The sequence below is a fragment of the Bradyrhizobium sp. genome (assembly GCF_027307225.1).
In the GTDB taxonomy this organism is placed as follows: Bacteria; Pseudomonadota; Alphaproteobacteria; order Rhizobiales; family Xanthobacteraceae; genus Bradyrhizobium.
In genome coordinates, this window is record NZ_DAHUXJ010000108.1 from 20,407 (window position 1) to 43,297 (window position 22,891).

The 22,891-nt window shown below is 61.9% G+C and carries 24 protein-coding genes; 10 read left to right on the top strand and 14 right to left on the bottom strand.

The window, feature by feature from the left end:
* Window positions 1-103 precede the first annotated feature (103 nt).
* From M6D32_RS19255 to M6D32_RS19265, 3 genes are all read right to left on the bottom strand, one after another.
* The gene (locus M6D32_RS19255) at window positions 104-1,480 is read right to left on the bottom strand and encodes a sensor histidine kinase (protein ID WP_298259119.1); all 1,377 of its coding nucleotides are present in this window, start codon (window positions 1,478-1,480) and stop codon (window positions 104-106) included.
* A 117-nt stretch (window positions 1,481-1,597) separates the two neighbouring features.
* The gene (locus tag M6D32_RS19260) at window positions 1,598-2,269 is read right to left on the bottom strand and encodes a response regulator transcription factor (protein WP_298259121.1); all 672 of its coding nucleotides are present in this window, start codon (window positions 2,267-2,269) and stop codon (window positions 1,598-1,600) included.
* A gap of 147 nt (window positions 2,270-2,416) precedes the next feature.
* Window positions 2,417-3,082, bottom strand: a complete 666-nt coding sequence (locus M6D32_RS19265; protein WP_298259123.1) for a metallophosphoesterase — start codon at window positions 3,080-3,082, stop codon at window positions 2,417-2,419.
* Between the two features lie 214 nt (window positions 3,083-3,296).
* Here M6D32_RS19265 and M6D32_RS19270 point away from each other — a divergent pair, with 214 nt between their 5' ends.
* On the top strand, window positions 3,297-3,659 hold the full coding sequence (locus tag M6D32_RS19270) for a VanZ family protein (RefSeq protein ID WP_298259125.1): 363 nt from the start codon (window positions 3,297-3,299) through the stop codon (window positions 3,657-3,659).
* Window positions 3,660-4,111: 452 nt separating this feature from the next.
* Here the strand turns inward: M6D32_RS19270 and M6D32_RS19275 are convergent, their stop codons facing one another.
* On the bottom strand, window positions 4,112-4,264 hold the full coding sequence (locus tag M6D32_RS19275; RefSeq protein ID WP_298259127.1) for a hypothetical protein: 153 nt from the start codon (window positions 4,262-4,264) through the stop codon (window positions 4,112-4,114).
* A gap of 62 nt (window positions 4,265-4,326) precedes the next feature.
* Between M6D32_RS19275 and M6D32_RS19280 the strand changes: the two genes are divergently transcribed.
* Both M6D32_RS19280 and M6D32_RS19285 read left to right on the top strand, forming a co-directional pair.
* Window positions 4,327-4,458 (top strand): hypothetical protein, encoded by a 132-nt coding sequence (locus M6D32_RS19280; protein WP_298259129.1) that lies wholly within the window; start codon window positions 4,327-4,329, stop codon window positions 4,456-4,458.
* 92 nt (window positions 4,459-4,550) lie between these two features.
* A complete protein-coding gene (locus M6D32_RS19285; RefSeq protein WP_298259131.1) occupies window positions 4,551-5,504 on the top strand; it encodes a Ku protein in 954 nt (317 codons plus the stop codon).
* A gap of 4 nt (window positions 5,505-5,508) precedes the next feature.
* Here the strand turns inward: M6D32_RS19285 and M6D32_RS19290 are convergent, their stop codons facing one another.
* The 3 genes from M6D32_RS19290 to M6D32_RS19300 all read right to left on the bottom strand — a co-directional run bounded on the left by M6D32_RS19290 (window position 5,509) and on the right by M6D32_RS19300 (window position 8,348).
* On the bottom strand, window positions 5,509-5,673 hold the full coding sequence (locus tag M6D32_RS19290; protein ID WP_298259133.1) for a Flp family type IVb pilin: 165 nt from the start codon (window positions 5,671-5,673) through the stop codon (window positions 5,509-5,511).
* 284 nt (window positions 5,674-5,957) lie between these two features.
* Window positions 5,958-7,535: an MDR family MFS transporter gene (locus M6D32_RS19295; RefSeq protein ID WP_298259135.1), complete on the bottom strand. Its 1,578-nt coding sequence runs from the start codon at window positions 7,533-7,535 to the stop codon at window positions 5,958-5,960.
* 291 nt (window positions 7,536-7,826) lie between these two features.
* Complete coding sequence (locus tag M6D32_RS19300; RefSeq protein WP_298259137.1) at window positions 7,827-8,348, bottom strand: YcgN family cysteine cluster protein; 522 nt, start codon at window positions 8,346-8,348, stop codon at window positions 7,827-7,829.
* A gap of 465 nt (window positions 8,349-8,813) precedes the next feature.
* Between M6D32_RS19300 and M6D32_RS19305 the strand changes: the two genes are divergently transcribed.
* The 3 genes from M6D32_RS19305 to M6D32_RS19315 all read left to right on the top strand — a co-directional run bounded on the left by M6D32_RS19305 (window position 8,814) and on the right by M6D32_RS19315 (window position 12,385).
* A complete protein-coding gene (locus M6D32_RS19305) occupies window positions 8,814-11,075 on the top strand; it encodes a PBP1A family penicillin-binding protein (RefSeq protein WP_298259139.1) in 2,262 nt (753 codons plus the stop codon).
* Window positions 11,076-11,243: 168 nt separating this feature from the next.
* On the top strand, window positions 11,244-11,822 hold the full coding sequence (locus M6D32_RS19310; RefSeq protein WP_298259141.1) for a DUF1214 domain-containing protein: 579 nt from the start codon (window positions 11,244-11,246) through the stop codon (window positions 11,820-11,822).
* Window positions 11,819-12,385: a DUF1254 domain-containing protein gene (locus tag M6D32_RS19315; RefSeq protein WP_298259143.1), complete on the top strand. Its 567-nt coding sequence runs from the start codon at window positions 11,819-11,821 to the stop codon at window positions 12,383-12,385. Before M6D32_RS19310 ends, M6D32_RS19315 begins: the two co-directional genes overlap by 4 nt.
* 13 nt (window positions 12,386-12,398) lie before the next feature.
* Here M6D32_RS19315 and M6D32_RS19320 read toward each other — a convergent pair whose 3' ends face one another.
* Together M6D32_RS19320 and M6D32_RS19325 are read right to left on the bottom strand one after the other, a co-directional pair.
* Window positions 12,399-13,178, bottom strand: a complete 780-nt coding sequence (locus tag M6D32_RS19320) for a hypothetical protein (protein ID WP_298259145.1) — start codon at window positions 13,176-13,178, stop codon at window positions 12,399-12,401.
* Window positions 13,179-13,192: 14 nt separating this feature from the next.
* Entirely contained in the window at window positions 13,193-13,390 is a 198-nt protein-coding gene (locus tag M6D32_RS19325) for a hypothetical protein (RefSeq protein ID WP_298259147.1), read from the bottom strand.
* Window positions 13,391-13,643: 253 nt separating this feature from the next.
* On the opposite strand from M6D32_RS19325, the gene M6D32_RS19330 reads away from it, so the two are divergent.
* A complete protein-coding gene (locus tag M6D32_RS19330; RefSeq protein ID WP_298259149.1) occupies window positions 13,644-14,630 on the top strand; it encodes a DUF2336 domain-containing protein in 987 nt (328 codons plus the stop codon).
* A gap of 277 nt (window positions 14,631-14,907) precedes the next feature.
* On the opposite strand, the gene M6D32_RS19335 is transcribed toward M6D32_RS19330, so the two are convergent.
* The 3 genes from M6D32_RS19335 to M6D32_RS19345 all read right to left on the bottom strand — a co-directional run bounded on the left by M6D32_RS19335 (window position 14,908) and on the right by M6D32_RS19345 (window position 17,801).
* Window positions 14,908-15,252, bottom strand: coding sequence for a DUF1491 family protein (locus tag M6D32_RS19335; protein WP_298259151.1), 345 nt, complete (start codon window positions 15,250-15,252; stop codon window positions 14,908-14,910).
* A 52-nt stretch (window positions 15,253-15,304) separates the two neighbouring features.
* Window positions 15,305-15,892 carry a peptidoglycan-binding domain-containing protein gene (locus tag M6D32_RS19340; RefSeq protein ID WP_366145846.1) on the bottom strand — a complete coding sequence of 196 codons (588 nt, stop codon included), beginning with the start codon at window positions 15,890-15,892 and terminating at the stop codon, window positions 15,305-15,307.
* A 79-nt stretch (window positions 15,893-15,971) separates the two neighbouring features.
* Window positions 15,972-17,801 carry a PAS domain-containing sensor histidine kinase gene (locus M6D32_RS19345; protein ID WP_298259155.1) on the bottom strand — a complete coding sequence of 610 codons (1,830 nt, stop codon included), beginning with the start codon at window positions 17,799-17,801 and terminating at the stop codon, window positions 15,972-15,974.
* A 399-nt stretch (window positions 17,802-18,200) separates the two neighbouring features.
* Here M6D32_RS19345 and M6D32_RS19350 point away from each other — a divergent pair, with 399 nt between their 5' ends.
* Window positions 18,201-18,611, top strand: coding sequence for a DUF5330 domain-containing protein (locus M6D32_RS19350; RefSeq protein ID WP_298259157.1), 411 nt, complete (start codon window positions 18,201-18,203; stop codon window positions 18,609-18,611).
* A 96-nt stretch (window positions 18,612-18,707) separates the two neighbouring features.
* Window positions 18,708-19,139, top strand: coding sequence for a SufE family protein (locus M6D32_RS19355; protein WP_298259159.1), 432 nt, complete (start codon window positions 18,708-18,710; stop codon window positions 19,137-19,139).
* Window positions 19,140-19,148: 9 nt separating this feature from the next.
* Here the strand turns inward: M6D32_RS19355 and M6D32_RS19360 are convergent, their stop codons facing one another.
* Window positions 19,149-19,562 carry a MucR family transcriptional regulator gene (locus M6D32_RS19360; RefSeq protein WP_298259161.1) on the bottom strand — a complete coding sequence of 138 codons (414 nt, stop codon included), beginning with the start codon at window positions 19,560-19,562 and terminating at the stop codon, window positions 19,149-19,151.
* Between the two features lie 128 nt (window positions 19,563-19,690).
* Window positions 19,691-20,530, bottom strand: coding sequence for a DUF308 domain-containing protein (locus M6D32_RS19365; RefSeq protein WP_366145847.1), 840 nt, complete (start codon window positions 20,528-20,530; stop codon window positions 19,691-19,693).
* A 528-nt stretch (window positions 20,531-21,058) separates the two neighbouring features.
* On the opposite strand from M6D32_RS19365, the gene M6D32_RS19370 reads away from it, so the two are divergent.
* On the top strand, window positions 21,059-22,708 hold the full coding sequence (locus tag M6D32_RS19370) for a glycosyltransferase family 39 protein (RefSeq protein WP_298259165.1): 1,650 nt from the start codon (window positions 21,059-21,061) through the stop codon (window positions 22,706-22,708).
* Window positions 22,709-22,891 lie beyond the last annotated feature (183 nt).

A 22,891-nucleotide genomic window follows, 5' to 3' on the forward strand; every position in this document is an offset into this window, starting at 1 on the left:
GGCATAGTAGAAGCTACCGCGTTAAGAAGTCGTTTAGGATGATCAACGCACAGGAAGCCTCTGCCCACAAAATCTATCCCAGGTTGCGCCTTCGGCGAAGGCCCTACGCCGCTGGCAGCAACAGTTCCGCCCGCAATCCCCCGATCGGGGCCCGGCCAAGGGAAAGACTGCCGCCATAGAGACCGGCAAGATCGACCACGATCGACAGGCCAAGCCCGGAGCCCGGCTTGGACTCGTCGAGCCTCTGGCCTCTGCGGGACACCTGGCCCCGCTCTTTCTCCGAAAGGCCGCGTCCGTCGTCGTCGACCAGAATTCGCAGCATCGCCGTCGCGCCGGGCTCAACGGCCTGTTCGGCCAGGACCTCGATCGAGACCCGCGAAGTCGCCCATTTGCAGGCGTTGTCGACGAGGTTGCCGACCATCTCCTCGAGATCCTGGCGTTCACCGCGAAACTTTGCCTTTGAACTCCCGGACAGCTCGATGGCGATGCCGCGATCGCGGTGGATTTTCTCCATGGTCCGGCGCAAGGCGTCCGCCACGGGACTGACCTCGGTGATGGTGCCGACGACGGTGAGGCGTGCCGCAATCCGCGCCCGCTCGAGATGGTGGGCAACCTGATCGCGCATCACGTCCGCCTGCTCGAGGACCTTCGCGGCGAACAGATCGGGAGAATGCGCCGCCGCCTCGTTGACGATCACCGACAATGGCGTCTTGATGGCGTGAGCCAGGTTCCCGACATGGGTGCGGGCGCGTTCGACAATTTCCCGGTTGGCATCGATCAGCGCGTTGGTCTCGCGCGCAAGCGGCGCGATCTCGACAGGAAATTCGCCTTCGAGCCGCTCGGCACGGCCCGACCTGATATCGGCGATCGCATCAGAGATGCGCTTGAGCGGGGCCAAGCCAAAGCGAACCTGAAAAATCGTGGTCAGAACCAGCACGATCGAAAGTGCGACGAAGGTGCCGCCGAGATAATAGTCGAAGTTGCGGGTCTCATCGAAGATCTCCGTGGCGTCACCCGCGACGTCGACGAGAAACTTGCCGTCGGCGCCGAGATCGACCGGCCGCTCCACCATTCGCAGCGTCTGTCCCTCCGGCCCCTCGACATAGCCAAGTCGAATGCCGGCCGCGGTCAGTTCGGCGCCGCGGTCCTCCAGCTTCGGCAGCTTCTTGTCCCACAGCGAGCGTGAGGCACGCACTTCGTCCTTGTCGCTATCGGTGCGGATGATCTGCCAGTACCAGCCCGACAGCGGCAGTTCGAACAACGGCTCGCCCAGCGATTGAAATTGATGATCGGAGGGCTCATCGGGCGTCGCTACTTCGGCGACCAGCGTTCGCAGATAGAGATTGAGGCGGCGGTCGAAGGCCCGCTCGGTGGCGTCGCGATAGACCGATGACAGGATCACGCCGGTGATCAGCAGAATGACCACCACCCAGGCGGTTGCAGACAGAAACAGCCGGGTCGCAAGCGAACTGCGGCGCATCAGCGCTTCATCCCGAACAATCTTCCGCGCGGCATCGACATGTTTGAACTACCGGAGTTCCGATTCCGAAGCTCGCAAAGGCCCGTGCCTGAACAGAGCACAAGAAGAGACGTTCGATCAACTGCCCGTTGCGGGCGGCGTCAGCAGATAGCCAAGTCCCCTGACGGTCTGGATGATATCGACATCCAGCTTCTTGCGGATGCGGCCGACGAACACCTCGATCGTATTCGAGTCGCGGTCGAAATCCTGATCGTAGAGATGCTCGACCAACTCGGTTCGCGAGACCACGCGCCCGGTGTGATGCATCAGATAAGCCAGCAGGCGATATTCATGCGAAGTCATCTTGATCGGATTGCCGGACACACTGACGCGGCCGGTGCGGGTGTCGAGCGAAACGGGCCCACAGGTCAATTCCGACTGCGCATGACCGGTCGAGCGGCGCAGCAGCGCGCGAATGCGCGCCAGGATTTCCTCGAGGTGGAAAGGCTTCGCCACATAGTCGTCGGCGCCTGCATCGAAGCCCTGAACCTTGTCGCTCCAGCGATCTCGTGCGGTCAGGATAAGGACCGGCATCGAGCGGCCGTTGCGCCGCCAGGCTTCCAGCACCGAGATGCCGTCCATTTTCGGCAAGCCTATATCGAGCACGACCGCGTCATACGGCTCGCTGTCTCCGAGGAAGTGGCCCTCTTCGCCGTCGAAGGCGCGGTCGACCACATACCCGGCGTCCGACAGCGCCGTGGTCAGCTGGCGATTGAGATCCGGATCATCCTCGACGACAAGTAAACGCACGCGGGTCTCCAAATGTAGCTATCCACCTTAGGTGTAAGATGAGCGCGGCCGTCGTGAACAGGCTATGAACGGCTTTGGCGCGCCAGATTACTTTTTCTTCACGACGGCTTTCAACGGCATTCCTGCCGCAGCGCCGAAGCCCATTCGTTAACGCGGCGCTCCCTTGATGACGACGAAATCGATTGGACCGCCCGGCCTGTCGTCGTCGAAGACGCCGATCGTCAACCGCCCCGTCTTCCAGGCTGCCGTATCCAGATTGGTCCGGCCGTTGAACAGCAACGGACCATTGGGATCGTTATCATGGCCGTGGACTACGTGGAAATGGCCGAAGCCTTCGGAATGCCCCTTGGGGTAGCGCCTCCACAACAGCGCCTCCTCGCGCTGGTGGTCCAGCGGAACTTCGGGATCGACGCCTGCATGCACATAGAGCCGATGGGAGTCGACATGGAATAGCTGCAGGCGATCGAGCCAGTCGAGATGCGATTGCGGCACGCGGGCAGCCTCGCCACCGTAGGAGGCCAGCGCTTCTTCGCCGCCCTTCCCCAACCAGTCCTTCAGCTTCGAATGGTCCTTGAGCGCCTCGACCATCATCGCATCGTGGTTGCCTTTCAACGTCACGAGCGCGAAGGCGCCGCCGATGCCCTGCATCAGCCGCTCGATCACGTCCTTGCTCGCCGGTCCCTTGTCGACATAGTCGCCGATGGTAACGACGGTGTCGTTTTCGCCTCGCGAACGCCCGGCAATTTCGGCAAGGCCTCGATCCAGAAGATCGAGCCGGCCGTGGATATCCGGAATGACGAAAGTCTGACTCATGCCAAACGCCGCGGTTGATGGTTCGCTGGTAACACAAGCGGCCTCGTGCGGCCGCCTGCTCATGATCCGATCGGAGGAACCGTAGGTAACCGCACAACGCGCCCCAGCAAAGATACGGCTCAAATTTACCATGAACGCCCGCCGCCGAGGCGGATTCGAACGGGCGGCGATCAAACGAGTTGAGCTTGGGCCTGATGTGGCCTACCTAACAGGAATGATTCATCGACTATCTGCCATCACAGGTTGGCTGGCGCTCGCCTTCATCGTTTTCGTGACGCTATCGCCAATCGGAGACCGCCCTTCCCTCGCCAGCCCCCACCTGGAACGTTTCACAGCCTTTGCGTTGATGGGCCTTGCCTTTGCGCTGGCGTATCCCAATCGTGTCTTGCTGGTTGTCGCCCTCGTGGTCGGAGCGGCGTTCGGTCTCGAGGCGCTTCAGCTATTGACGCCGGACCGTCATGGCCGCGCTGCAGACGCCCTGGCGAAGGCGCTCGGCGGGATCAGCGGAATCTCTGTCGGACAGATGGCCTATTTCCTGCTTCGGTTGAAGCCGGTTCGATCAGATCACTCGATCTGACCCGAGATCTTCGGCGGACCAGTTCCGCCTCTCAATCTGCGATCCGCAAAAGCGCCGCGCTAAAAAGCCCGGCGAGGATGCCCAAACATCGAAATACGCGGCGTGATCACGGCGAACTGCGCGCGGCGCCGCGAGCGCCATGCGCAAGCGATGTATCCGACCAGGAAGCCGGCGACGAAAATCGAAGACTGAAGGAGAAGAGTGAGCATGGAATGCATCCGGTTATCCCCCCGCGCTTCTTGATCGCCCACAATCGGGCGACTTGATGTTTTGAAGTGCTGGAACTTGCTCTGCCTGCCCAGAGTCTTCGAGCAAATTCCCGCAGGATCATGCGCGATTCGTGATCGCTAAAAAACCGGAATAACACGGGCACCGGAATCACACGGTCTTGGCAACCAAACCCGCTGACAGGATCGGTGATCCCGCGGCGGTTCCACCGGATGCGCTCGTCCTCAGGTGCGGAAAAACACGAACCAGACGACGCCCAGGATCAAAACGGCAAGACCTGTGGAAACCGCGAGCAGCGCGAGCACCGACGGTCCGGGTTCGGCCTGTCGTGCCTCGGTCGGGGTTTCAACAATCTGACGTTCTCGCTGCGCTGCCATGAAAGCCTCAATACTCATTTCAGGCCAAGCCCGCTTCTTGCTGCGGCCTGCGAGAGCAACGCGTGATTTACGATCATGTTCCGAGGCTTGCGGAGTGCGACGGCATCGGCCAATGGACGACACGCCGGATTTCGAATGGCGGCCCGGCGCAATCGGTCGCTGCCGGCCGCGACGCAGCAACCCAGCGCGGTTAACGCCGTTGTCAGATTCCCCGACCGGCTTGGTTGAAACCCCGCGTTGCGGTGATATCGTAGATTTTTCGCGTGTTGCGTTTGAGGAGTATCCCATGGCCCCCCGCGCCAATTGGAAGGGTTTCCTGCGTCTGTCGCTGGTGACTTGCCCGGTCGCGCTCTACCCCGCGACGTCGGACACTGAAAAGGTCAGCTTCAATCAGATCAATCGCAAGACCGGGCATCGTATCAAATATGCCAAGGTCGACGCCGACACCGGCGAGGAAGTCGGCTCCGAAGACATCATCAAGGGCTACAAGGTCGACACCGATACCTACATCGAAGTCACAAAGGACGAACTCGACGACCTCGCACTTGAATCGACCCATACGATCGAAATCGACGAGTTCGTTCCGAAGACCGATATCGATAGCCGCTACCTGATCCGCCCCTATTATCTCGTGCCCGACGGCAAGGTCGGCCATGACGCTTTCGCCGTCATCCGCGAAACGGTTCGCGGCATGAACAAGGTCGCGATCGGCCGTCTGGTGTTGACCAACCGCGAGCACATCGTCGCGCTGGAACCGCTCGGCAAGGGCCTGATGGGAACGCTGCTACGCTACCCGTACGAGGTGCGGAGCGAAAAGGAATATTTCGACGACATCCAGGACGTCAAGGTTACGAAAGACATGCTGGATCTTGCCAAACACATCGTCGAGAAAAAATCCGCCTCATTCAAGCCCGACAAGTTCGAGGATCACTATGAGACGGCCTTGATCGATCTGATCAACAAGAAGCGTGCAGGCATTCGCCCCGCAGCCAAGGCTGCGCCCAAGACCGGCGGCAACGTTATCAATCTGATGGATGCGCTCAAGCGCAGCCTCGCCAACGAACGGCAGGCGCCTCCCCCCGCCGTGAAGGCCAAGGGCAAGAAAGCGAAGAAGCGCGTCGAAGGTCAGCGGGAAATGCTGTTGCCGATCAGCGGCAAGCGCGCGGCCAAAGAAGAAGCGAAAGCCCCACCAGCCAAGAAGCCTGCGCGGAATGCGTCTCGGACACGGAAAGCGGGATAGCGCGCTATTTCAGCGACGTGTTGATCGAGGAGAACTTGGTGTTGACGGTGCTGCCAATGCCGTTGACGGCGGTGATAATCACGATGCTGAGGCCGACCGCGATGAGGCAATACTCAATTGCGGTCGCGCCGGACTCGTCATTCAGAAATCGTGAAACCAGCTGCAGCATCCGACACTCCTGCTTGCAGACCTTGAGCACCTGCACCGTCTCAACTCGGACGGGAATCTAGATTGCATTGGTTACGCGTGCATTGAGGAACAGCCTGAATCGCGCATTAATCGCAGCCGCCTCCATTCTCCGATTTCCCGATAACCCCTTCTTCGATATCGGAAATCCGATGCGTCTGTTTGTGCGGGGCAACCGGCCAGAACAGTTTTTGGAAACCGTCGCTTGAAGAGGCCCGGTCGTTGAACGCCCGGTTGAGCCCGCTGCTGGCTCGCAGCCGAAACGCTTCATTCCGCCAGTTCGACCGGTCGTGCGGGACCCGCAAGCGGCCTCTCCTCCATCAGTGCCATGCAGATCGAGGCAACCACCATCAACGCTGCCGCGGCACCGAACACATAGCGGAACGCAGCGACCATATCGGCGGCCGGAATCAAGCTCATCGCACCGTGCGGCTCGCCCGACAGCGAGGCGTCGGAGCCGAGCGCTGCCAGCAGGATCGCCGAGAACACTGCGACGGTGAGCGAGGCCATCAAGGCACGGAAGAAATTGGTCGCTCCCGTGATGGTGCCGACCTGCGATCGCGCGACCGCATTTTGCGAAGAGACGGTTGAGACCGGGAAGGCTGTGCCGAGGCCGAGGGCGAATATCGACAGCAGCACCAACAGCAGCCACAGCGGCATCAGCGCCAGTGCCAACGCCGCCGCGGTGATGGCGGCCACGATCGTTCCAATGATGGCGACGCGCTTGTAGTGCTTCGAACCTGCCATGGTCTTTCCGGCGATCGCCGCACCAAGGGTCGAAACCGCAGCCAGCGGGATCAGCGCCATGCCCGCTTCGCTCGCGCTGAGGTGATAGACCCCCTGATAGTAAAGCGGCAGATAGACCGTCAGCCCCAGCATCGCGCCCATGGCGCAACCGCCGCAGACCATCGCATAAGGCACGACCGTTCCGCCCATCAGCGAAAGCGGCAGGAACGGCTCGTCAGCCCGCAAGGCGTGCCAGACAAACCCCAGCGCCAGTGCGACCGAGGCGCCGACCATGGCCATGGTCACCGGCGACAGCCACGGAAAACGGTTGCCACCCCATGTCAACACCAGCATCACGACGACAGCCGCCGCCATCAGCAAAAGGCCACCAAGCCAATCGACCTCGCGGCGGCGATGAAAAACCGGGATCCGGCCCATCTTCGGCACCAGCATCGCAAGCGAGGTAAGCCCGAGCGGTACGTTGATCCAGAAAATCATCGACCAGTGCAGATGTTCGGCGAACACGCCGCCGAGGATGGGTCCGCCGATGCCGGCGGCCATCCACACTCCGCTGAAATACGCTTGATACTGGCCACGCTCCCGCGGCGTGACCACGTCGGCGATGACGGTCTGAACCAGCGGCAGGATGCCTCCGCCGCCCAATCCCTGCAGGCCGCGGGCGATAATCAGGACCGGCATGTTGGGCGCGACCGCGCACAGAATCGAACCAACAATGAACAGACTCATCGAAGTGATGATCATGGCGCGACGGCCATAGATGTCGCTCAAGGTCCCGAAGACCGGCGCGACCGCCGTCGAGGCCAGCAAGTAGGCGGTAATCACCCACGACAGGCTGGAGACGTCCCTGAACTGGTGGCCGATAGTCGGCAACGCCGTTGCAACGATGGTCTGGTCGAGCGCGGCCAGGAACATCGTCAGCATCAGGCTCATCAAAATGGTGCGGACTTCACTCTGCGTCAGCGGCGAGGGCGGCGCGATCGGCGGCGCGTCGATGATATCGGGGATATCCGAAGGCGCGACCGTCGGTTCAGCCGCGAGAGTTTCGGACAAAGTTTGCTGATCGGCCGATGGACGGCCCTGTCGTTCGAACTTGTTCATCGGGAAGTGATGCCGGAAAGGGGCGGTGCGCCGCAAAACATGACCCCCTACTTAGGGGACGAATCGGGGTCGCGGCAGCGGGTCACCTGCATGGGTGCGTCCCAAGGGACGCGGCCGCGTTCACTCCACTAGTGTGGCGACACTAACGTTCCTTTCAGTGTTGCAGCGAGTTCTCCGAAGGAACGTCAGAGTCAAAGCCACACTAGAATCATATGGTTGCTAGTGTCCCTTTGGTTCTGACATTCGTAAACGAACCCGCCGCGATACGATACGAATGTCAGAACCGGGACACTAGCGGGAGGATGTCGGGCGCTTCCTAAGCCTGGCACGTTTGGGCAGAAGCGCCGGCCACTGCACGACGTGATCCTCGAGATCCTCATCGGCAACTTCGTTCTCGGTTCCCTGCACGCGGCCACGCACGGAAACGCCGGCCTCATGAACCGTATTCAGATCACCCGAAATCAGCGGATGCCACCAATAGAGGTCGCGGCCTTCCGCCACGAGGCGGTAACCGCAGCTCGGCGGCAGCCAATTCAGCGCGCGGACATTGGCCGGCGTGAGCCTGACACAATCGGGAACCCGCTCGGACCGGTGCGTGTAATCTTTGCAGGCACAAAGACCAGCATCGAGGAGTTTGCAGGAAACGTGAGTGAAATAGATCTTGCCGGTGTCTTCGTCCTCAAGCTTTTCCAGGCAGCAGCGGGCGCAGCCGTCGCACAGGCTCTCCCATTCCGCATCCGACATTTCTTCCAACGTCTTGGTTTTCCAGAAGAATCCCTCCTGTTCGGAAGGCGGTTGGGGCTTTTTGGTCATGGGGTCAGGATTTTTGCAAACTTTGCTGGCTCTGCCGTTCTAGGGTCGGCGGCAACGACCGCGCAAGTGGGGATGATAAATGGGTTTCGCGAGGCCCGGGCGACGTTATCCCTTCCCCTTGAAATGTGAGGCGGGCCATTGGTTTATCGTCCCCGCTCGGCTAGATAGATTCGGGGCAGCTAGTGCCGCCTATTTGAAGTTCCTGCACCACAAGCGACGAAATCGATCCAGGAACTTCAAATGGAAAAGCGGTACTAGAGCTCCGATTCCGAAGTTCGCAAAAGGTGCGTGCTGAGGTGTAACACGAACTTCGGAAAGTGGGCACTAGGGCACCGAATGCCTTCACCGAATGCCTTGGGTTTGCCGCAACACCCCAGCAGGATTTGAGCGCGATGCACCGCAAGCGGTGGTCGATCTCAAGTCGAAGAACGAGAATCCAGTTTCAGGTGACGCCTGCTCGTGCGCATGACCGTTTTAGTCGAATGGATAAGGAAGATCCGGCGCTGGATGCTGGACCTCGACGCGCGCATCGATTCGACCCTGTTCTCCACCGGCAAGGGCACCCGCGAACTCTACGAGCGTTATTCCGCCTTCATGGACCGCTTCCATGTTGGCCGCTGGAAGCGCTGGGTGTTCATCGAGCCGTTGTCGGAAGCCGCCACCCTCGGGCTCGGCGGGCTGATCCTGATGCTGGCGCTCGCGGTGCCCGCCTTCCGTGAGACTGCCGACGAGGACTGGCTGAAGAAATCCGATCTCGCGGTGACCTTCCTCGACCGCTACGGCAATCCGATCGGCAGCCGCGGCATCAAACACAACGACTCGATCCCGCTGGAAGATTTTCCGGACGTCCTGATCAAGGCTACGCTGGCAACGGAAGACCGTCGCTTCTACGACCACTTCGGCATCGACGTCGCCGGCACACTGCGCGCGCTTGTGACCAACGCCCAGGCGGGCGGTGTACGCCAAGGCGGCTCCTCGATCACCCAGCAGCTCGCCAAGAACCTGTTCCTGAGCAACGAACGCACCATCGAGCGCAAGATAAACGAGGCGTTTCTGGCGATCTGGCTGGAGACGCGGCTGACCAAGAACGAAATCCTGAAGCTCTATCTCGATCGCGCCTACATGGGCGGCGGCACCTTCGGCGTGGACGGCGCGGCGCATTTCTACTTCAACAAGTCGGCGCGTGACGTCAATCTCGCGGAAGCCGCCATGCTGGCGGGACTGTTCAAGGCACCGACCAAATACGCGCCGCACATCAACCTGCCCGCCGCCCGCGCCCGCGCCAACGTCGTGCTCGACAACCTCGTCGATGCCGGCTTCATGACCGAGGGTCAGGTGTTCGGCGCCCGGCGCAATCCGGCGAGCGTCGTCGACCGCCGCGACGAAAATTCGCCGAACTATTATCTCGACTGGGCTTTCGACGAGATGCGCAAGCTGGTCGACACGTTCCCGAAGTCCTATAATGAGCGCGTCTTCGTCGTGCGCACCACGATCGACATGAGCGTGCAGCGCGCGGCGGAAGAAGCGATCGAAAACCAGTTGCGCCAGTTCGGCCGCGACTATCACGCCACACAGGCCGCTACCGTCGTTTCCGATCTCGATGGCGGCATCCGCGCCATGGTCGGCGGCCGCGACTACGGCGCAAGCCAGTTCAACCGCGCGGTCGACGCCTACCGGCAGCCAGGTTCGTCCTTCAAACCTTATGTCTACACCACGGCGCTACTCAACGGCTTCACGCCGAAGTCGGTCGTCGTCGACGGCCCGGTCTGCATCGGCAACTGGTGCCCGCAGAACTACGGCCACTCCTATTCCGGCCCGGTGACGCTGACGCAGGCGCTCACGCGCTCGATCAACGTCATTCCGGTAAAGCTCTCGATTGCGCTGGGCGGCAAGGAAGGCCCCAAGGCCGGCCGCAAAAAAATCGTAGAAGTGGCCCGCCGCTTCGGCATCAAGGCGCCCCTGCCCGATACGCCGTCGCTGCCGATCGGCGCCGACGAAGTCACGGTGCTCGAACATGCGGTGGCCTATGCGACCTTCCCGAACCGGGGCAAGGCGGTGACGCCGCACGCGATTTTGGAAGTGCGCACAGGCACCGGCGATCTGGTCTGGCGCTACGATCGCGATGGTCCGAAGCCGCGGCAGGCAATCCCCGCCAACATCGCCGGAGAAATGGCCGAGATGATGAGCCACGTGGTGAGCGAGGGCACGGCCCGCCGCGCGGCGCTCGATGGCATTCCAACCGCCGGCAAGACCGGCACGACCAACAATTATCGCGATGCATGGTTCGTCGGATATACTGGCAATTTCACCTGTGCTGTCTGGTACGGCAACGACGACTATTCACCGACCAACCGCATGACCGGTGGTTCGCTTCCGGCGCAGACCTGGCACGAAATCATGCTCGCGGCCCATCAGGGCGTCGAGATCAAGGAACTCCCGGGCGTTGGCATGGGAACGAAACTGCCGCAGTCTCCGTCCGCGGCTTTGCTCGCTGCCCATGGTGCCGCCCCGAAGCCGCCGGATATCAGGCCGCCGCCGGTCCTCACCAAGCGCGGCGCGGACGTCCTGGTGCAAGTGGAAAAGATGCTAGATGACGCCGCCAGGACGGTCGACGAATCGGCGAAGCCCGCCAAGCCCGTCTCGTCGACCTCGGCGGGATTCACCGAAAGCTTTGCTTCGGCACTGCCGGGCGCGTCCACGGCGTCGACCGCTCCACGCAAGTACTAGCGCGGCGAATTTGAAGTTCCTATCCATGTCGCCGCAACCTCATCACAGGAACTTCAAATTCAAAAGCCGCGCCAGCAAATTTCAAGTTGCTAGGGCTCCTTTGGTTCTGAAGTTCGCATCAGAGGTTTCCGCGATGTGTGTGCGAACTTCGGAATCGGAGCACTAGACGTGCGGCTCGTATTCGTCACCTTGCTGGCGCTGATCCTCGCCGCCGCCATCGGCCTCGGCGCCACTTGGACGACGGCGACCCGCGGCACCGACATCGGCACGCTGACCATCGGCGCCTGGACCGCACGGCCAAGAACCGGCACCGTCGAAGTCGACCCCTATTCGCGCGCATCCATCGCCCGCAGCGGCGAATTGCCGATCGGTACCGGCGACGGCATCGCGTTCTCGGCGAACCGTGACGACAACAAGCGGCTGCTCGACGGACGCTGCGACGTGCTGGTGAGCGGAATTACGCCGCCGGCGCGGTTCTGGACCTTGACGCTCTACGACAGGAAGGGACGATTGGTCGCCAACGCGCTGCAGCGCTATGGCTTCACCAGCGAGGAAATCATCCGCGGCGCCGATGGCTCGTTCGAGGTGCGGGTCGCCTCGCGATCGCGCGCCGGCAACTGGTTGCCGACCGGCGGGATCGAGCGCTACACGCTGGTGCTGCGGCTTTACGATACCCCGGTTGGCGTGGCGACGCGCACCCAGCGCGATGCTCCGATGCCCTCCATCGCAACCGCGAGTTGCCCATGATCCGGTTGATCTTCACCATCCTGGCCGGCGTTTTCCTCGGCGGCATTGTGCATCTGGTCAGTGTGCTGGCGCTGCCGCGGATTGCGACGCAGGATGCCTATTCGCGTCTCGCCCCGATCACCAAGGTGAACGCCGTTACATCGCTGCCGCAACCCGATCCCAGCACCGAGCCTCTGCCCTTCATGGATCCGGCCTTTGCGGTCGCGATCTGCCGCTACGATCTTTCCGGCGGCCCGATCAAGCTCGCCGTCCCCGTGAGCCAGGCCTATACGTCGGTTTCGTTCTATACCCGCAACGAACTCGCCTACTACGCCATCAACGATCGCTCCGCCGGACGCAAGGTCATTGAGCTCGACCTGATGACGGAAGCACAGCATGCCGCGCTGCCCGAGGATGAAGATGTGACTGCCGCGGACCGTTTGATCATCGATTCTCCGAGCGCGGCCGGACTGATCGTGATGAAAGCCTTGGCACCGGAGCCGGGCCTGATGGCACAGGCGCAAGCGTCGCTTGCTGCATCGAGTTGCAAGGTGCAGACCGAGCCGGCGCCGGCCAAGCGCTGAGCGAAAGTGTCGTTTAGCCCTTCGAGATGACCTGATACCCGGTGCCAGGTTGGATCACGACGGGTGGATTGGCAGCGAGCCCGGCCATTTCGTTGATCAGGCGGTCGGCTTCGCCCGCGATGTTATCCGGTGCCTGAACCACCAGCCGCTCCAGCGCCCAGCGATACGACGATACGCGCCGCTCCTGGCATTGCTGGACCCACTGCACGATCAGCGCGTTCTCTTCCATGCGGGCGACGGCGTCTGCGCGCTCCCGTGGCGACAATTGCGAGACGTGGGCGAGGCTCGCATTGCGCTTCCGGTCGAGTTCGAGTACGCGCGCGGCTGTCGAATAGAACTGCTCGAGACGCGTGATGTCGTCACGCGCATCGTCGATCAGTTGGGAATAGCGCGAGGCGTCGGAGCGGTGCGGCTCGTCGATCAGCGCACGGCCGTAGGCGGTGCGATCGAAGACAACCTTCTGCCGCCACGGCGAGGCGACGACCTGATAATCGCCGAACACCGCCTTCCAGGCGGGCCGCGAATGCGGCGGCTCGATTAGCGGATAGGCTTGATCGCGAAGCTGTCTTTCGCCGTCGGTGAGTTGAAACTGCGATGGCTTGAGGCCGATGCTGCCGGTCGCTTCGGCGCCCATCCAGCGATGCATGTCGTCGTTGCGGAAATCCGCGCGCGTGCGGCCGAAATCGCCCCCGGCGCAACCGCCAAGCAAGAGCCCTGTGGCAAGCAGCACTGCAAACGATGCAGAGGCGCGGGGCTGCCGGCTCGCCCGCATCAAATGAGAGATGTCCGGCATGTCCAATCCGCCGCTTAGCGACGTCGGCGACGGCGGCCCGGGGCTGTCCCCGCCTCCGGCCCGCGATCCCCACTGGTTTCCTCAACCTGCCGCTCGATCCGGATGACGGGAAGGATCAGGACCGTTCCCTTACGCTCCTGCGGGGCGCCATCCACGGTTGATCCCAGCCACCGCAAGGCTGCATCCGCTGGAAATTCAATGACGGTGCCCATGCCGAACTTCTCCGGTTGCCGCTTGTGACGCGATTTGCGGCGACGGAGGTCATTAAGAACAAAACGTGGTTAACGGCTTCTTAAAGTGTAGCCCGGCGGATAACGGCTGCGGCTTTCGCAAGACCGGCTGCGGCGCTCCGGGACGGGCGCGAAAAGCGGCTTTCGCCTTTCACGAATTGTTTTCCTTAACGCGGCGTTAAAGCAACCCGCTTAGGCTGACGCGGGATTTGAAATCAGTCGCGTACCGCTCAAAATGACCAAGCCTCCGCTGTTCTCCGGCTTTGACGGATTGATGAACCTCTCCCGCCGAGAGGGCGTCGATATCCGCCCCACTCTGCTTCGCGTTCTCGCTGACCTCTACGTTCAGACAAGCACGCATAGCGAGGAGGAAGCCCGCCAATTCGTCGAACTCACGTCGCGCCTGATCGATCAGGTCGATGACGCGACGCGCGCGGCCGTGCGGGCGCGGCTTGCTCTCTATCCGGCAACCCCGGCGCCGATTTTAAATCACCTTGGGCTCAAACCCTCGCATCCCGAGCCGCGCAAGCCGCTGGCACGCGAGATCCATGCATCCTCCAGCGCCGCGCAGGAACCGGCAGCAACCTCCCGCGAACCGCACTTGCGGATGACCTCGAACCTGTCGATGCAACCGGCCGATGCGGCCGAAATCAGCGGGCTTTTTTTTGGCGCGGGCTCCGCCGAGCGGGCCGTGATCCTGCACAACCTGTCCGAGACGCCGCTGAAGCCGTCGCCGCGTGTTCCCGCCTCACGCGCGAAGCGCGCGATCGAGGCTCTCGAGATGGCGGCCTGGATCGCCGATCTCGAAAATTTCACACTCGAACTCAGCGAGACGCTGATCCTGCCGTGGAAGATCGCAACCCAGGTGGTGAACGATCCGACCGGCGAACCGCTCGCTTGCGCCGCCAAGGCGCTTGGCATGCCGGGCGTGGTTTACCAGCGGGTCCTGCTTTTCCTCAAACCGGAGATCGGCAGCTCCGTTCACATGGTGTACCGGCTCTCGCGCCTCTACGACACGCTGCAAGAGCGGTCGGCGCTGATCATGCTGGCGGCCTGGCGCGGCTCGACCCTGGTCGTCACGCGCGCCAAATACCGGCCGACGCTTTATGACGACGAACGCGGCCGCGCCCGCAGCGCGGCGGCGCAGACCAGGACCGCCTCGCAACCAGCTAGCGACGCCGCGACACCTCGCGCGGGATCTTCGCAGAAGGCGGAGCGCTAAACCCCGTCTTGCCTTTAGTGCGGCGAATTCAGAATCATTAAGTTGCTGGAGCTCCCTTGATTCCGAAGTTCGCACCGGAGGGGATAGCTTGCGAACTTCGGAATCAGAACTCTAGTGCCCACTTTCCGAAGTTCGTGCTCTATCGCAGCACCCACCTTCACGAACTTCGGAAAGTCATGGGCTACTCACAAACTTATTGATTCTAGTACCACTTTATCGATCTGAAGTCCCCGATCGAATTCGCCGCTTGTGGTGCAGGGACTTCAGATCGGCGGTACTAGTCGCGCGTCAGATCGAGGAAGTGCTGCCCCGAACGATCCTCGGTTTCCACGATCCAGGCATCCGGATCGAACCGGATTTCCTTCTGCAGACGCTCCTCCACCGACGGCTCCGGCAACGGCTCCTTCGAGATCGGCATGAAAAGCCGCTCAACGGGTCTGGAGTCGTCGTAAACCGTTTGCGGCGCCGGCGCGTAAAGCATGGCATTGCCGTCCAGCAGTGCCACCTTCACGAACACCGCGCCCGCCTCCTCCGCGCCACGCCGGCGCACCGCGCCGAAGACACCCGCGGTCTGGCAGCGGCGCAGATAAGCCGCCACCCAAATACTCGATTTCAATCGCATCGAAAGACGATAGGCCAGCCGATGTCGCGATGCTAGTGGAGCCGGGCCCGGTCTACTCGACCGAATGGCCGATCGTGGAAGCCAGTTCACGCATGAGACGTTCGGTCACCTGGCCGGTGACGGGAATCCTCCGTGCCCGCTCGAACCGCTGGATCGCGGCCAGCGTGTCGGCGCCGAGGACGCCGGTAGGCTTCAACTGGCCGTAGCCATATTCGGTCAGCGCGCGCTGCACGGCGGCGATGCGATGCGAGCCCGTGACAGGCACGCCGTCGGCATGGGTCGAAACCGGAACCGTCATCGGCGGGCGCGGAATATTCGCTGTCGTCGCCTGCATCGTGCTCGCTGTCTTGACGAGATTGGTCAGCGGATCTGCTGCTCTCGAATCCGCCGGCCTCGGTTCGGCGGGCCTCGCTTCGGGCAGCGGTACTGCCGCCTCAACCGGCCGCGAGCGTGGCGCGGGCGCGAGATTGGCGGGCACTGACGCCGTTGCCACCGTGGGCATGACGGTCACCGTGCCGAACATCGGCGCGGGGTGACGCCCGGCTTGCATGAGCAGCGCATTGGCGATGACCGCGACGACGACCGCAAGGGCAAGCGCGCCCGCAATCATATCTTTCGGGCTGTACAGAAAAATGCGCATGGCAAGGCTGTGCTCGTAATCCACTTCCGTCGCTGCCGCTCTGGAGCCGCGGCGGCGCTTGCCATCACTTCTCGATTTCCTAGGCACTTTTCTTCACCTGAGGGGATTGCTCCGGCGTCGGGAGACGCGACGGCGGTGCGAGCGTTGTAATATTGCTTGCAGGTTGCGCCTGCTGCGGCGTCAGCGGCAACGCTACCGTAACCGTAGTTCCTTCGTCGACCCTGCTCTGCACCGTCATATCGCCGCCGTGCAGGGCAACGAGGCTCTTGACGATCGATAGCCCCAGACCCGTGCCTTCGTGACGGCGTTGATAGGTCTTTCCGGCCTGAAAGAACGGATCGCCGATCCGCTTGAGGTCGTCGGCGGCAATGCCAACGCCAGTATCGGCGATGCGCACCATGAGTCGCGCACCTTCAATGGCAGCCGACACCGTTACGGTACCGCCGCGCTCGGTGAATTTGACGGCGTTCGAGACAAGGTTAAGCACGATCTGCTTGAATGCACGGGGATCGCCGATCATGACCGGCAAATCGTCCGGCGCGCGGCTGACGAGTTCGACGGCGCTCTCGCGCGCTTTCAGCGCCAGAAGACTGCAGCAATTGACCAGAGCCGCCCGTGGCGCAAAAGGCTCAGGCATGATCTCGAAATTGCCCGACTCCATCTTCGAAAGATCGAGAATGCCATTGACGACCGACAGCAGGTGCTGCCCCGAATCGTTGATCAGCTGGGCGTACTCCTTGCGGCGCGCGGCGTCCAGCATCAGCGCGTCTTCCTGCATGATCAACTCGGAGAAGCCGATAATGGCATTGAGCGGTGTGCGCAGCTCATGGCTCATGGTAGCGAGGAAGCGGGTCTTGGAGGCATCTGCCTGCTCTGCCGCCGACCGCGCCAGATCCAGCGCCTGTTCCTGATTCTTGCGGTCAGTGACGTCGCGCATGACCGCAACGACCTCGGTCTCCGCAGTTTTCGAAAATACCGTTTCGAGCGGCCGGCAACGCATCTCGACCCAGATGAAACTGACCTGATTGGCCTGCCCCGCTTCGCGTCCGCGGACCGCATCCCGTTTCAGGCGGAACTCGACGCTCTGCGCCGCGCCGTCGCGCGCCGCATCCGAAAGCGCGGTGAGATAGGCCGGGCGATCGGCGACATGAACGCGATCGAACAGACCAAAGCCGAGAAGACCCGAGGCCGACGTTCCCAGCAGCGCCTCCGCAGCCGGCGAGATGAAACGCACGGCCCCGTTGCGGTGGTGACGTGAAATCACGTCGCTCATATTGTGCGCCAACAGGCGATAACGGTCTTCCTCGACATAAAGCAGCGACGCGCTGGTGCGCGCGAGCAATTCGGTGCCGAACGCGAGGCCCCCGGCATAAAGCGTTGCCGCGGCCACGCCGAATGTGGTCAGGATCGCGCGCATATGCGGACTGACATCCGCCGCAGGCAATAGCTCGAAATGGCCGAGGGCGATCAGGACGCCCACGCAGATCAAGGCGACCGCGGAAGCGAAGGCGACGGCGCGGCGCGAGGCCGAAAGCGCGGCTTCCACCGGCACGACCACGAGCCAGATCGCCGCAAACGATCCGATGCCGCCGGTGCTCGATGCCAGCGTCATGATCAGTCCGGCGAACGCCAGCGATGAAAGGCAGCAGGCCTCTTCGTAACGGCCGGTGCGCGATAGAAACCAGGAGAGCAGAATGGGTGCAATCAGCCAGGCGAATGCTGCAACCTCAAGCGCGGTTGGCGCGCCGTGCATGGCAAGATAGACCGGGAACGCCGCAAATGCCGTGAGGCTTCCCAGTAGCCGCGGCGCGATAAAGGCGCGATGGCGGGCGCGCGCAAGCGCGTCCTGCCGTGCGGACGGGTGCAGCAGCGCATCCAGGCAATCGCGAATGGTACTCAGAACTATCACAGCTTTTTCGCTTCGGCATGCGTCGAACCGACGCTCCGGAACGTCCCCCTTGTCTAAATCGCAACCTGTCAGAGCGACATTAAATGAACGCTAAGGCGGCCCGCATGGCGGCCAAACACCGCATCTCCACGCCGTTTTCCATCTCCGATGCGGGCTTCAATCAACGCAGATGGTGAACGGCGGGTTTCCGGAACTTTTTGGGTATGGTTTCGAAATGGTGGACGGCCGGCGAGAGGCGCGTGCCGGATATCAATCAAAAATTTACACCGAATCAAACCAGGCGAATTTTTCGCAAATCCTTCACTGCTTAACTTCAATGCAAACACTTGCGATTTATCGACGACTGGTAAGATTCGGGATTGAAGACAGCGAGACAAGAGAGGCGGCCGGAGTAGCACGATGTTTTTCCTGCTTCGCTTGGCGTTTTGGATTGGCTTGGTCCTCGTCTTGTTGCCGAGGGACAAATCTCCGGACACCGGCAAGACGCCGCAGATCGATGCGTCCGAGGCAATCTCGGCGGCCACCGCGGCCGTCAACGACATGAGCCAGTTTTGCAAACGCCAACCGGCAGCGTGCGAAGTCGGCGGCCAGGCCGCAACTGTGATCGGTCAGCGCGCCCAGGGTGGCGCAAAAAAGCTGTATCAGATCATCACGGATAAGCCCGACAAATCCGACAAGCATTCGCCCGACCACACCGGATCGATCGGCGGCATGGACAGCGAGGCCGCGCAAGCCGAAGCGGCGCAAGACACGCTGACGCCGGACGACATGCAGATCGAATGGCAAGGCGCCCCGCCGCCGTCACCGTAATTCCGCGCGAAAATCGGGAACAATTCGGATCGGGAACGAACTCGCTTTCGTCCGCCTTCACCCCTATATATGGGTTGCTGAAGGTTGAGCACGGCCATGACGGCGATTGACGACATCCGCGAGAATTTCGAACTGCTGGACGACTGGGACGACCGCTACCGGTATGTCATCGAGCTTGGGCGCACGCTCGAGCCGATGCCGGAAGCCGAGCACTCTGCCGCCAACAAGGTGCAGGGTTGCGTCAGCCAGGTCTGGTTGTCGAGAAATGTCGAACGCAACGATGCCGGCGAAGCCTTGCTGAAATATCGGGGCGACAGCGACGCCCACATTGTTCGCGGACTGGTCGCGATCCTGCTCATGCTTTATTCCGGCCAGACGCCACAGCAAATTCTCGCAACCGACGCCATCGCCGTCTTCGACGAGTTCGGATTCCGCGAACATCTCACGCCGCAGCGCTCCAACGGGCTACGTTCGATGGTCGAGCGCATTCGCACCGATGCGCGTGAAACGCTGGCCGCGGCGTCGTAGGCGCGGCGTCTATTTGCGACGGCGGCGTTGCTGGCCAAGCCCCATTTTCTTGGCGAGTTGCGAGCGGGCGACCGCATAGCTGGGCGCGACCATTGGGTAGTCGGGCGGCAAACCCCATTTTTCCCGATATTGTTCGGGTGTCATATTGTATTGCGAACGCAAGTGCCGCTTCAGCGACTTGAAGCGTTTGCCGTCCTCAAGACACACCAGGTAATCGGGCGCGATGGATTTCTTGATGGAAACCGCGGGCTTTGTTGGCTCGGCCGACAGTTCGGGGCGGCCGGACGAAACGCGAACCAAGGCGGCATGGATCTGGTTGATCAAGCCCGGAATTTCCGAAGCGGGCGTCGGATTGTTGCTGAGATAGGCCGAAACGATATTTGCCGTCAGATCGATGAAATTCCTGCCCGTGGTATCGGTCATGGCCAAAACCTTCCCAAGATTTTAATCACGCAAGTCATGTCCGTGCCGATTCACAATTTGGCATCCGTTGCCATCTTTGCCGATCTGAGCGGATTACCTGGACGGAGACAAGAACGGCGTTCCGGTTTTCACGGCCTCTGATCGAGATGTGCGCGCAATTCGTCGATCGAGGCGAAGCGCATCATGCCTTCCGGCATCTGCGCTTCGATTGAACCGTCGGAATACAACGAATAGGCCATGCCATCGACGACGCCGGATTTGAGCACTGTGATTGCCGGCTTATTTTCGGCAGCCGGAGGCTGGCGGATCGCGGCGGACGGTTCGCTGAATGGCGGTGGACTTCGCACCGGACGGCGCTGCAGCGGCACATCGGTTGGCCGTGCCCGTTCCGATTTCGGCGAGGTATCGTCAAAGCCTGGCGGAGGAACTTCGTTGACCTCAGGCTCAGGCGCCGTCCCCGACCCGGCAGATGGATCGCCTGGGCGCGCCTGGGCGCGTTCGCGCTCCCGGCGGGAGGTCGAGGAAAACATAAAATTTCGCCGCTGTTTTGCCGGTGGCTCGGACGTCTGCGGTGATGACGCCGCTTGGCCGGATCGGTCGCGCACCGCAGCCTCTTCGTCCCAGGGCGCAGACGGTGACGGAGGCGGTCCCGGCGGCTCGGCGCGCAGCGGATCGGCATGCGGCGTGACGCTATCGCTTGCGGTTCCGGCCGGGCGCGGCAAGGCCGCTCGCTGGGACGCGCCGTTCCTTAGGGCAAAGGCAGCATTGGACGCCAGCTGGCCTACGGCGCCCTTCAGCTCCCTGACCGCGACCCACAAGCTCAGGATAATCAGCCCCGAGCAGGCGGCGACGGCGCCAGCGAGAATAAGAGTGTTGCCAAGGCCGAATTCGTTGATCGGGATCCCGAAACCGATCGCTGCGAGACCCGCCAGCAGGCAGCCGATCCCGACGACCAACATTCCAATCATCATCAAACTCACCCCTGGGCCGCGCTCCGCCATCACGCAGCCCTACAGCGCCCGTCGCCACGATACCGTCATATTGCCTGCCGAGCCAGACGCCAATTACCCAGGTAATTCCGGGACCTGCGGTCGCTGGAGCCATGGTTAAGGGCCGAATCCGTCTTTAGTTGCGCCTGCCGCTGGCGAATTACGCCACAATTGCCAATTACTTGGCCCATGAACTGCGCTATATGGATGCCGGAGGATGAGGGCCCGCTAGATCTCCGATTCCGAAGTTCGCAAGCTAATGCGGCCCCTCCGATGCGAAGTTCGGAATCAAGGAGCTCTAGCAACTTATTGATTCTAGTACCGCTTTATCGATCTGAAGTCCCTGATCGAATTCGCCCCTTGTGGTGCAGGAACTTCAGATCGGCGGTACTAGTGCTGCTTCTCTATTTGAAGTTCCTGAACCGAATTCGCCGCTTGTGGCACAGGAACTTCGACTAGGCGGCACGGGCGTGAAACGGGCCAAGGGGTCACCGGGTTACCAATCGCATGTCATCAATCATGACCTCCGCTGTCGATACGCCTTTGCGGCGCTCGATGGAGCGGACGTGCGACGATGCCGCGATGGTGGTTCTGGTCGCCGTCAGTTTGGTCGCAGCCTTCACTTTCCGCGATTACGGCCTCGGCTGGGATGACTATACCCACGCCGAATATGCCGACCTGTTGCTGAAGATGTACGGTTCGGGCTTCAGGGACACCAGCGCGCTCTCGTTTGCCAATCTGTACATGTATGGCGGCGGTTTCGACATGGCGGCAGCGCTGCTGCACAAAGTGATCCCGCTTGAGCTTTTCGAAACCCGGCGGCTGCTCGGCGCCACGATCGGCATCATCGGCCTCGCCGTTAACTGGCGGCTGGGTCGTCGCGTCGGCGGCCCGCTGGCGGGACTTGCCGCGCTACTGCTTCTCGCGTTGTGTCCGACCTTCTACGGCCACATGTTCATGAACCCGAAGGATGCGCCATTCGCGGTGGCGATGATCATCCTGATGCTCGGCCTGGTTCGCCTGGTCGAAGAATATCCGCAGCCGTCACCGCGGACCGTTCTGATCGCCGGCCTTGGCGCCGGCCTTTCAATCGGCTCGCGCGTTCTTGGCGGCCTGGCGCTGCTTTACGCGCTGATCGGGCTCATGCCGCTGCTGACCGAGGAAGTCCGGACCCGGGGCGCACGCGAGGCTGTCGGGCGATTTGCGCAAATGGCCTACGCGCTGCTGCCTGGCCTGATCCTCGGCTACCTCGTCATGGGGTTGATCTGGCCATGGTCGATCATTGCGCCCGACCATCCGTTCCTGGCGGTTACGTACTTCTCGCATTTCTTCGAGAAACCGTGGAAAGAGATGTTCGACGGCGCGCTCGTGTCGGTTCCCGACATGCCGTGGTCGTATCTCCCCACGCTGTTCGCTCTCCAGCTCCCGGAAGTTTTGCTGGCGCTGACCGTTGCGGGAATCGGCTGGGCCTTCACGGCGCTCGCCCGCAACGATGTGTCCGGCCGCCGCAAGACCATTCTCTTGATGCTGGCGCTGGCGGCGATATTGCCGATCGCCATTGCCATCGTGAAGCGTCCTGCGCTTTACAACGGCATCCGTCATTTCATCTTCGTCATTCCGCCGATGACGGTGCTTGCAGGCCTCGCCTTCGCGCGTGGAATGGAACGGCTCGGAGAAAATCGCCGCGCCTGGCAGCCGGCCGCGCTGGCCATTTTCCTGTTCGGCCTTCTGCTGCCGCTTGGCGAGATGATCCGGCTTCACCCTTACCAGTACACCCATTTCAACCACGTCGCCGGCACGGTGCGCGGGGCCGACGACCGCTACATGCTCGATTACTGGGGGCTTGCGTTCAAACAGGCCTCCGACGACCTGCATGAGCAGATCGAGGAAAAGCACATGAGCCCGCCGCCTGGACACAAGTGGAAAGTCGCGGTGTGCGGTCCGCAGCGTCCGGCTCAGGTTGCGCTTGGCCCCGACTTCACCATCGGCTGGGACAGCCACGCGGCCGACTTCGCCATGACGCTCGGCGAATTCTACTGCAAGGGCCTGAGCGCGCCGGTGATGGTTGAAATCAAGCGTGACGACGTGGTGTTCGCCCGCGTCTACGATATCCGCGGGCGCTCGATCTCAAGCCTGCTGTCGATACCGGCGCCGTAAGCCGCGTCGGCCGCAATGCCGAGCATGACTGCCACCCGTAACGCGCCTGTCCGTAGCGGGTGAAGATGTCGTATTTTTGTAGCTCGTGATCTGTCGCCTTCGTTGTTGAGTTTCGGAGGAGCCGGAAAGCGTGGACGGTTCCGCCAGCCTGGTCATGCCATGGATATTGCTGCCGGGTTAGCC

Coding starts and splice junctions, on each gene's coding strand:
- M6D32_RS19270 (WP_298259125.1), top strand. CDS start 3,297: ATGATTCATCGACTATCTGCCATCACAGGTTGGCTGGCGCTCGCCTTC.
- M6D32_RS19355 (WP_298259159.1), top strand. CDS start 18,708: ATGACGGCGATTGACGACATCCGCGAGAATTTCGAACTGCTGGACGAC.
- M6D32_RS19275 (WP_298259127.1), bottom strand. CDS start 4,264: ATGGCAGCGCAGCGAGAACGTCAGATTGTTGAAACCCCGACCGAGGCA.
- M6D32_RS19255 (WP_298259119.1), bottom strand. CDS start 1,480: ATGCGCCGCAGTTCGCTTGCGACCCGGCTGTTTCTGTCTGCAACCGCC.
- M6D32_RS19290 (WP_298259133.1), bottom strand. CDS start 5,673: ATGCTGCAGCTGGTTTCACGATTTCTGAATGACGAGTCCGGCGCGACC.
- M6D32_RS19350 (WP_298259157.1), top strand. CDS start 18,201: ATGTTTTTCCTGCTTCGCTTGGCGTTTTGGATTGGCTTGGTCCTCGTC.
- M6D32_RS19360 (WP_298259161.1), bottom strand. CDS start 19,562: ATGACCGATACCACGGGCAGGAATTTCATCGATCTGACGGCAAATATC.
- M6D32_RS19300 (WP_298259137.1), bottom strand. CDS start 8,348: ATGACCAAAAAGCCCCAACCGCCTTCCGAACAGGAGGGATTCTTCTGG.
- M6D32_RS19315 (WP_298259143.1), top strand. CDS start 11,819: ATGATCCGGTTGATCTTCACCATCCTGGCCGGCGTTTTCCTCGGCGGC.
- M6D32_RS19305 (WP_298259139.1), top strand. CDS start 8,814: ATGACCGTTTTAGTCGAATGGATAAGGAAGATCCGGCGCTGGATGCTG.
- M6D32_RS19265 (WP_298259123.1), bottom strand. CDS start 3,082: ATGAGTCAGACTTTCGTCATTCCGGATATCCACGGCCGGCTCGATCTT.
- M6D32_RS19295 (WP_298259135.1), bottom strand. CDS start 7,535: ATGAACAAGTTCGAACGACAGGGCCGTCCATCGGCCGATCAGCAAACT.
- M6D32_RS19325 (WP_298259147.1), bottom strand. CDS start 13,390: ATGGGCACCGTCATTGAATTTCCAGCGGATGCAGCCTTGCGGTGGCTG.
- M6D32_RS19340 (WP_366145846.1), bottom strand. CDS start 15,892: ATGCGCATTTTTCTGTACAGCCCGAAAGATATGATTGCGGGCGCGCTT.
- M6D32_RS19365 (WP_366145847.1), bottom strand. CDS start 20,530: ATGATTGGAATGTTGGTCGTCGGGATCGGCTGCCTGCTGGCGGGTCTC.
- M6D32_RS19320 (WP_298259145.1), bottom strand. CDS start 13,178: ATGCCGGACATCTCTCATTTGATGCGGGCGAGCCGGCAGCCCCGCGCC.
- M6D32_RS19370 (WP_298259165.1), top strand. CDS start 21,059: ATGTCATCAATCATGACCTCCGCTGTCGATACGCCTTTGCGGCGCTCG.
- M6D32_RS19285 (WP_298259131.1), top strand. CDS start 4,551: ATGGCCCCCCGCGCCAATTGGAAGGGTTTCCTGCGTCTGTCGCTGGTG.
- M6D32_RS19335 (WP_298259151.1), bottom strand. CDS start 15,252: ATGCGATTGAAATCGAGTATTTGGGTGGCGGCTTATCTGCGCCGCTGC.
- M6D32_RS19330 (WP_298259149.1), top strand. CDS start 13,644: ATGACCAAGCCTCCGCTGTTCTCCGGCTTTGACGGATTGATGAACCTC.